Raw genomic sequence first — 7,684 nt, forward strand, 5'->3', positions numbered from 1 at the left:
AACGTTCATACTGCATATCGAGCATAGAAAGGGCAAACTGGCTGACTGGGTTAAGCAGCAACTTGAACGAAAGCATTCTAATATCGTGGCCTGTGCGTTGGCGAATAAACTCGCCCGGATAGCCTGGGCTATTACGACACAACACACGGTATTTGTTGCCTGAAACTGACGTCATTGTGAATCTATTTAACGATTACCCCACTGGTTTTGCGAAGACTGATAATTGATGACATGAACGGCCTACCGGCCTGATGAGAAACCTGGCATAAAAATTGGCTCCTTGAAGCCGGCACACTTTTAAGGTTCATCAGGCGCGGAACTCATCGAGGCGCAGGTTCCTTGCCTATAGTGACGCCGGATAGATTTAAGCAAGCCCAAAATTCATCAAAATGAGTGTTGCAAAAACGAGGGTGACCATAGATTTTTTATGCTCTCGATAATCAGTGACGGGTCACCCAAACCCCAGCCCCGCTTTTTAACCTCCAGCCGTCGATAGAGATAATGCGCCGGTTTACCGCGTTTCATCCGGGCCAGGTATTTGCCGCCAAAGGCAATCAATAATAACGGCGCAATCAGGGCCACCGTCGGTATCATCACCCGACCCGTTACCGGTGCCAGTAACAAGCCAATGACCGTGCCAGCTATCAGTCCCGTTAATGCCGTCCAGCCCAGCTCTGGGGTAGTAAATCCCCGGAACACGACAGGTTCGGCGTTAAGACGATCAGGTAAAAAACGAATAGTCTGAACCATACTGACACTTCCCTTGGGGTTAAAAGAGAATGGAAGTCGATTTGCCCAGCAGCCAGATAACCGCCACTAACAGCACCACGCCAACCACCACAATTGCGCCAAATTTAGTCCAGGAAGAGCTCTGTCACTGCGAACTTCAGAAAAAGTATGGATTGCCGCTGTCGCCACATTGATAAATGCGATCGCAGCAACGACCAGCCCGCCTATTACTATGCCGTCCTGCAAGTACCCTTTGACGGTATTAAAAATGCCGCCGCCACTCCCGCTGGAAGGCGGTTCAACCGTTGGCAATGCCGCTGTCACGGGTTGACAAACCAGATAAGCCAGCACACTGAGTGACACTACACAGGTATTGATACGGACAAACAGGCGGAACAGTGACTGACATCCCCGGTTTAACAGATCCATTTCCTTTTCCCTTTTTTCCATTACAGGTTAAAAAACCGATTAGCTGGCAAACATCCAGATAGCCATCACCAGCAACAACGCCACACGAATGACAAAACGGTTCATCGCCGCTTCACGGACCTTTTCATTGGCCCAGCCCTGCCAGACGTCCACCATTCCCCATGCTGCCCAGAGAAACAGCACCGCTATCAGTAAACCAATACAGAGAAATTGCATCACATGGGGATCGAGATTGCCGGAAGCGGCCCTGAATGCATTGCGTTGTACCTCGTTCACCGTATTCGCTCCTGACGATATTGACCGGTCACATCCAGCACAGCCGCAGAAATCCCGGGTTGGGCACGGGAGGGGGTCAGATAGCGGTTAATGCCTTCACGGACAATATTGAGGTCCCGGTTAGCACGTAGATAATCAAAATAAAAACGGTCTGCCTGACCCTCCTGAACGGCCAAAACCCGGGCACGTTCCAAACTGGCCTGCACCTGGTCAAGCTGTCTGAGTGTGGTGGCCAGCTCATCTTTTTCCCCGGCCAGCACAGGCCAACTCATTAGTATCGTCAGGACAAAAAGACTATGGGAAAATAAACGGAAATAAACCATAGCATTACCCTAAATCTGCGTAGATATATACATCAACAGAGTGACGAAAAAGAGTAACGATTACAGTGAATAATTGTTTATCTGATTTTGAAAATTTTGGGTACTTGAATTTAAGGTTGAAACCAGGGCGGGATTCCACTTTGTATTTAACTTAAGGGGCTGTCCTAGATAAGTTATTTGATCTAGGATATCCAGATGAGAAAAAGTCGGATTAGCCAATACAAGCAAAAACGTCTTCATGGGTTCTTCGTTGCCGGGGCTACAGCTCGCACTGCGGCAAAGTTAGTCGGTGTCAACAAAACGACTTCGGCTTACTATTTTCACCGCCTCAGAGTCCTTATCGCAGGTTATGTCGATGAATATTCTATGTTTGACGGTGAAGTCGAGATAGACGAAAGCTATTTCGGCGGTAAACGTAAGGGAAAACGCAGACGAGGCTCCTCGGGGAAAGTCCCTGTTTTTGGGCTTCTCAAGCGAGGTGACAAGGTTTACACCCGCCTAATACCTAACGCTAAATCTGATACCTTAATGCCGATAATCACTGCCAAGATTAAGCCTGACAGCCTGGTCTACACAGACAATTTTGCCCGCTATGATGTGTTAGATATATCCGATTTTAAACACTATCGAATCAACCATAGTACAGAGTGTGTAGACGCTAAAAATAGTCAAAATCATATCAATGGAATAGAGAATTTTTGGAACCAGGCCAAACGTCATTTGCGTAGATTTAATGGCATACCAAAGGAGCATTTTGAGCTCTTTCTTAAGGAATATGAGTGGAGGTTTAATACACCGGGTGTAAAAGACCAATTACACATTCTAAAACAAATAGTTAAAGGAAGAATATAATCGCGATCTAGGGCAGCCCCAAACATTTTTTATATTGAACATGTAAAACACTATCTTAAGGCTGATTTTCCCGGATTGGTCAGCTACACCTCCGTTTCCCCGTCATCAAGTATTTGAGAGCGTCTCACAGCAAATGAAAACGAGTACGGGCGTTTTATAACTTTAAACTTCATCTGATTATCAATGATTGTGGCAAACTTTTGGCGGTTAAGTTGATCTCAGGAAATTAGGATGATTGCCATCCCATCAAAGCGCGGGTACAAGGATTAACAGGATGGACGATAAAGGGTATTGATCACAGACCTTGTGCGATGAGCTGAAAGCAGAAGGAATAACGTTAATCACTCACCGTAATAGTATGAAGGCAAAAGCATTATCTCTCTGGGATAAACTGATGTTAAGAAGGCAATTTTTGATAGAAACGGTCATGGATCAGCTCAAAAATATTTCTCAGATAGCGCATTCAAGACACCGCAGTCAGCTCGGTTTTTTATTGGAAATCGTCGCTGGCCTAATTGCTTATACATTCCAACCTAAAAAATCAAGCTTGAATTTACGGGATTGTGATATCGCTATTTTTAAACGAAACCGAGGTTAATTAAAACAAAGTACCGGATAAAAAAACAACACCTTGTCAATAATCTGAAGAAAGCCCGCTCTGCGGACTTTCTCCCTTAAAGATGGAAAGCTACGCGCTTACCCGTTGGAAGTGTCACATCAAGACTTAATTCGCCGCCTAATGCTTTCACATAGCGCTTAAGTGTTGATAGCCTTGGATCATTGTCAGCTTGTTCCATTCGAGCAACGGAAGGCTGTTTGACCCCCATAACAGCGGCCAATTCTGTTTGTGAAATTTTTAGCTCATCACGCAATTGGCTAAGGGCGATCTGGATACTGGCTTCTTCAACCCGTTCCGCGACTCGTGCCTGCATTTCAGGACTTTCTTTAGCCAACAGTTCTCTGTAAGTAGCCATGATTATTTCTCCAGTTTCGCAAGATGTTTACGGTACTCGGAATCAGCCAGCCGAATCATATCCTTATAGAAACGTTTCTCATTTAATCCCGTTTTATCGCCAGCACACAAAATAATTGCGCAGCGGGTAGGATCAAACGCAAAAAACGCTCTGATAGGATTACCAGCATGTTGTACACGCAGTTCCTTCATATTGGGGAAATCAGAACCACTCAATGTATCAACATATGGTCTGCCAAGTTTTGGGCCGAACTTTTCCAATACCCCCATAGCTTCATAGACTGACTCCCTTAGAGCATCTTCCTGAGCCAGGAACCACTCATCAAAACACTTTGTCGTTATGACTTCCCACATATCGACTCCATAGCCTATTTGTTATAATCAAGAATATAACGTATTCACTATAATTTCAACCATAGCGGCTCGATTTTATATTCTTTTTTCAACCGAAAAGACCGAGTTTGAATTTACGGGGTTCTGAACTCGCTCTTCTTAAGCAAAGTTGAAATTAACTAATGTCAGTTTTGCACTTTGATGGAGGTACTGGAACAAAAGTCAAACGTTGAAGGGTGCTGATATGAGACAACATTTCAGCTATTCTATTTATTGCCTGCTGCTTATGTTTATAATGCTCTTCAGCTCTCTGTAATACACTCTTTTTTAGATTTATTATTAACCTATTCATTTCACTGCAAGCAGAACCTTTTCTGGCTGTATATTCCCCATAAAAGTAACAATAAAATTAACAAATGTCGTCCTCTGCAAGATAGTAGTGATCTCTACGACTCAATTCATCAATTTTTGCAAGACGGTAAGTCACAGATGTTCCCTAATATCCTCATAGTCTTTAACCCTTATAGCCCCTAACGCTTCATATTTTGTCGGCCAGCTAATTGAAGTATTCTTGAAACAAGATTCTAATATAAATAATTTTCTACCTTGATTCAAAGCCGCTCTAGCTTGCGTCATCGTTCCTGAGGTATCCGATGCCTCAACGATAATAGTCGCTTCAGATAATGCTGACATAGTCACATTGCGCTCAGGGAAAAACCGACGATTACTACGGTAATCTTGCTCAATATAACGTTTAAATGGTACTTGGCTAATTAGCAAATAACTTTCTCTAATTGCCTTTTGGAGCTCACTATTCTGTCTTGGGTAAATATGAGACAACGGAGTACCAATAACCGCTATTGTGTTACCTCCCAACTCCAACGCAGTCGTATGAGCAACCGTATCGACTCCCTCAGCCAAGCCAGAAATGATAGTAAGCCCATCATTCACAAGACATTTAACTAGCTTTCTTGTTCTACGGCGACCTTCATCAGATATCTTTCGTGAACCGACGACAGCCACACACCGAGTATTCACTAAATCCCACCAACCTTGATAATAAAACAATTCTATTGGGTAACGAGCATCTCTCAATTTATCAGGATATTCGCTAGCTCCGTGCACTCTAATACCTAAATGCTCCACAGAATATTTATTAAGAATATATTTCAGTGACTTTTTGACAGACTCTCTTTTTTCTTCGGGGACGAGTTCAGATGGTATCGTACCATTAGGTGCTTGCCGAAATTTATTAGCAATAGTTTTAAATGTAGCGCCCTGCTCAGTCCACAACGCTTCATATGCCGCCATCTCCTCAAATGGAGATATCGCTCGTTCGAAAGAATCTGAAGATCCAAAATCAAGTTGCAACATTTTATCCGTTCCCAATTCATGGAATAAAAGGTTACTAAGAACACCTACTACAGTAACTGCCGAAAAGGCAATACAAAAACAGGCTAAATGGTTAACTGAGTAAATGCCATTATTTTTTCTTTTTACTACCAACTACGCTCTACCGGGAGCACGCCTTGCCACGAATAGAGCAACAAGGTTCCGGAAAGCCCGTATCGGCAATTGTGCCACAACCTGTGGCACAATTGCCGTGGGGTCACAACATTCTGCTGATTGAGAGGATAAAGGATCAAACCGAGTGATTCTGGTATGCAGAACAGACCCAGATACATAGAGCCGAGACTCCCTGCTTCATATCATCAAAAGCAATGCCTATGCCCGGCAAGGCTCGGCTGTCAGCAACTTCAAGAACCGGTTACCCGTATCTTAATCGGAGCTGATACAGCAGCCCCTGAAAGATCCCTATGTTTTTGATTTCCTCGCCCTATCAGAACCCTTTAAAGAATGTGAGCTGGAAACGGAGCTTCTCAAACACCTTGAAAAACTCCTGCTTCGAACTCAGCGAGGGCTTTACTTTTATGAAGCGACAATATCGTATTACCGTAAGCGAACAAGATTATTACCTTGACCTGTTTTTTTATCATCTGACTTCGAGGGCTTTTGTTGCGATCGCGCTGAAACGAGGAGAGTTCAAGCCTGAACATGCCGGTAAGATAAACTTCCATTGCTCCGTGGTCGATGAGAAGCTGCGGCATTCCACTGATCAGCCCACCATAGGTTTGATTTTATACCAGACCAAAGACCAGATACTGGCCGAATATGCCTTACGCGGTATTCTAAAACCAATTGGCGTTTCGGATTACGAGTTAACCTGTACATTGCCAGAGGACTTAAAATCCAGCTTACCAAGCATCGAGGAGCTGAAAGCAGAACTCAGTCATTATAGTAACCAATATACTGCTGAGGAAATGTTATAGCCGTTGGCCTCATATTAGAGGCCATCTTTCTGCAATATGTTACCTATCGCGCAGAAAGGCTGTAGAAAGGTTATCATGCAACTTGTGACTTTTAGACAATACCTCACAAAAAGCGTGTTCAATTGCCTCTTCTGAATCTAACAGATAGAGTGCCTTATCATCGTACTGACACCAGAACCCATCTGTACACATAATTATTACCTCGCCAGGAATACGTCTGTCGATCTTATAGCAGAAATGATGAGTACTGTCTTTTGACACAAATTGCGTGACGCGGTTTCTCAGCGGATGCGTTCTTAATGTCTCAGCAGGGGATTTTCCCCGTTCAACACACCGTTGGGCCAGCGTATGGTCAACAGTACGCTTCTGCATTGAAGGCCAGTAAATGCGAGTATCACCAAGCGACATATAGCGATAATACTCTTGATCGGAAACGATAATGGCAATACTTGCCTTACCAGGATAACCGTCACGCGCATTGAGAATGCGGTTGATTTCATAGCAGATGCTATCACTGTCCAGTCGGGCATACTGAATAGTTGCAAACTGCTCACCAAGATAGTCAACATAATGGGGGAAACTTCCGCAATAACTGAAACCGTCTATCATGATTGATACTGAATGTGTGTCAGTACGGAAATAAAAGAAACGATCCAGTTGCTCTCTCCTATTCCCTTTGTCGCTCAGTGCTAAACACTTAGTCAGCATATCTCCCATCCTGTGGTATGCTCCCAAGGTAACGCACGATAAAATAGCCTGATCCGCTCATAGGCCGTGTCGAAGTCTGGCAACATCCCTTCGATCTCAGCAGTCAACGTTTGATACTCACGCTCGGAATGTTGTTTGATATCTGCACGATCTAATGTTGCAGGGTTCACGACGCCTGGTTCAAGGCGACCGACCGATTTGTGTAGTAATGAAGTTAATATCGACAACATTTCAACTTCGTCAAGTTCAACGTTGTTAAATAAATAGTTCAAATCATAAATGTCTTGTCGGCGAGAGCGGTTGCGCGGTACTTGTTGGATGATAGAACGGATTTTTTCTGCAATAAGGTCGGTAAGGCTGTAGGCACAGATTTCATTCTCATCCGTCAAGGTGATGTGATCAACATGCAAACTGTCTTCATTCAGGCTGTAATCAATCTTAATCGTGTTAGGACACTGTTTTTCACGTAGCCGTTTCATTTCCCCGCGACTTGTGTTTCTGGCGTATCCAATTTTTAAGTTGAACGAGGGGAACGTAGCTTTCTCATATTGGTTTTTGGGTTGAATCACAACGGTTTGAACCGCACAGGTGACCTGATAGGGAAGCTCTCCGGAAACGATAAGCAGTGATTCATTGAGCTCTGCGAGAAACTCTTCCTGGTCAATATCAGCCAACTTCATTGCCGTAGAAAAATCAATATCCTCAGTAAAACGGCTACTTTGATAACGGAT

10 protein-coding genes and 3 pseudogenes are annotated in these 7,684 nt (G+C 43.9%); 4 read left to right on the forward strand and 9 right to left on the reverse strand.

The window, feature by feature from the left end:
* Nucleotides 1-163, forward strand: a pseudogene (locus LGZ99_RS22650) (IS110 family transposase); the annotation flags it as partial.
* Between the two features lie 221 nt (nt 164-384).
* On the opposite strand, the gene LGZ99_RS22655 reads toward LGZ99_RS22650, so the two are convergent.
* The 4 genes and pseudogenes from LGZ99_RS22655 to LGZ99_RS22670 form a co-directional block, all read right to left on the reverse strand.
* Nucleotides 385-750, reverse strand: coding sequence for a TIGR03750 family conjugal transfer protein (locus LGZ99_RS22655; protein ID WP_262979659.1), 366 nt, complete (start codon nt 748-750; stop codon nt 385-387).
* Nucleotides 751-769: 19 nt separating this feature from the next.
* A pseudogene (locus LGZ99_RS22660) lies at nt 770-1,158 on the reverse strand (TIGR03745 family integrating conjugative element membrane protein).
* A gap of 39 nt (nt 1,159-1,197) precedes the next feature.
* Nucleotides 1,198-1,434 carry a TIGR03758 family integrating conjugative element protein gene (locus tag LGZ99_RS22665; protein ID WP_011145430.1) on the reverse strand — a complete coding sequence of 79 codons (237 nt, stop codon included), beginning with the start codon at nt 1,432-1,434 and terminating at the stop codon, nt 1,198-1,200.
* Nucleotides 1,431-1,757, reverse strand: coding sequence for an integrative conjugative element protein, RAQPRD family (locus LGZ99_RS22670; RefSeq protein ID WP_262979660.1), 327 nt, complete (start codon nt 1,755-1,757; stop codon nt 1,431-1,433). Before LGZ99_RS22670 ends, LGZ99_RS22665 begins: the two co-directional genes overlap by 4 nt.
* Nucleotides 1,758-1,952: 195 nt before the next feature.
* Between LGZ99_RS22670 and LGZ99_RS22675 the strand changes: the two genes are divergently transcribed.
* Entirely contained in the window at nt 1,953-2,609 is a 657-nt protein-coding gene (locus tag LGZ99_RS22675) for an IS1595 family transposase (RefSeq protein WP_262979661.1), read from the forward strand.
* Between the two features lie 97 nt (nt 2,610-2,706).
* Nucleotides 2,707-3,207: pseudogene (locus LGZ99_RS25060) on the forward strand (transposase); the annotation flags it as partial.
* A 76-nt stretch (nt 3,208-3,283) separates the two neighbouring features.
* On the opposite strand, the gene LGZ99_RS22690 reads toward LGZ99_RS25060, so the two are convergent.
* The 3 genes from LGZ99_RS22690 to LGZ99_RS22700 form a co-directional block, all read right to left on the reverse strand.
* Entirely contained in the window at nt 3,284-3,583 is a 300-nt protein-coding gene (locus LGZ99_RS22690) for a helix-turn-helix domain-containing protein (protein WP_058588837.1), read from the reverse strand.
* A 2-nt stretch (nt 3,584-3,585) separates the two neighbouring features.
* A complete protein-coding gene (locus LGZ99_RS22695) occupies nt 3,586-3,936 on the reverse strand; it encodes a type II toxin-antitoxin system RelE/ParE family toxin (protein WP_262979662.1) in 351 nt (116 codons plus the stop codon).
* A 462-nt stretch (nt 3,937-4,398) separates the two neighbouring features.
* The gene (locus tag LGZ99_RS22700) at nt 4,399-5,421 is read right to left on the reverse strand and encodes a DNA-processing protein DprA (RefSeq protein ID WP_262979663.1); all 1,023 of its coding nucleotides are present in this window, start codon (nt 5,419-5,421) and stop codon (nt 4,399-4,401) included.
* Nucleotides 5,422-5,732: 311 nt separating this feature from the next.
* Between LGZ99_RS22700 and LGZ99_RS22705 the strand changes: the two genes are divergently transcribed.
* Nucleotides 5,733-6,245, forward strand: coding sequence for a PDDEXK nuclease domain-containing protein (locus LGZ99_RS22705; RefSeq protein WP_315903522.1), 513 nt, complete (start codon nt 5,733-5,735; stop codon nt 6,243-6,245).
* A gap of 39 nt (nt 6,246-6,284) precedes the next feature.
* Here the strand turns inward: LGZ99_RS22705 and LGZ99_RS22710 are convergent, their stop codons facing one another.
* The gene (locus LGZ99_RS22710; protein ID WP_036838467.1) at nt 6,285-6,953 is read right to left on the reverse strand and encodes a PP2C family protein-serine/threonine phosphatase; all 669 of its coding nucleotides are present in this window, start codon (nt 6,951-6,953) and stop codon (nt 6,285-6,287) included.
* The coding region (locus LGZ99_RS22715; RefSeq protein ID WP_262979664.1) for a nucleotidyl transferase AbiEii/AbiGii toxin family protein at nt 6,947-7,684 on the reverse strand (738 nt) is incomplete at its 5' end. The genes LGZ99_RS22715 and LGZ99_RS22710, both read right to left, overlap by 7 nt.

This window comes from Photorhabdus temperata, assembly GCF_025384845.1.
Lineage (GTDB): Bacteria > Pseudomonadota > Gammaproteobacteria > Enterobacterales > Enterobacteriaceae > Photorhabdus > Photorhabdus temperata.

Coding starts and splice junctions, on each gene's coding strand:
- LGZ99_RS22655 (WP_262979659.1), bottom strand. CDS start 750: ATGGTTCAGACTATTCGTTTTTTACCTGATCGTCTTAACGCCGAACCT.
- LGZ99_RS22670 (WP_262979660.1), bottom strand. CDS start 1,757: ATGGTTTATTTCCGTTTATTTTCCCATAGTCTTTTTGTCCTGACGATA.
- LGZ99_RS22675 (WP_262979661.1), top strand. CDS start 1,953: ATGAGAAAAAGTCGGATTAGCCAATACAAGCAAAAACGTCTTCATGGG.
- LGZ99_RS22690 (WP_058588837.1), bottom strand. CDS start 3,583: ATGGCTACTTACAGAGAACTGTTGGCTAAAGAAAGTCCTGAAATGCAG.
- LGZ99_RS22695 (WP_262979662.1), bottom strand. CDS start 3,936: ATGTGGGAAGTCATAACGACAAAGTGTTTTGATGAGTGGTTCCTGGCT.
- LGZ99_RS22705 (WP_315903522.1), top strand. CDS start 5,733: ATGTTTTTGATTTCCTCGCCCTATCAGAACCCTTTAAAGAATGTGAGC.
- LGZ99_RS22710 (WP_036838467.1), bottom strand. CDS start 6,953: ATGCTGACTAAGTGTTTAGCACTGAGCGACAAAGGGAATAGGAGAGAG.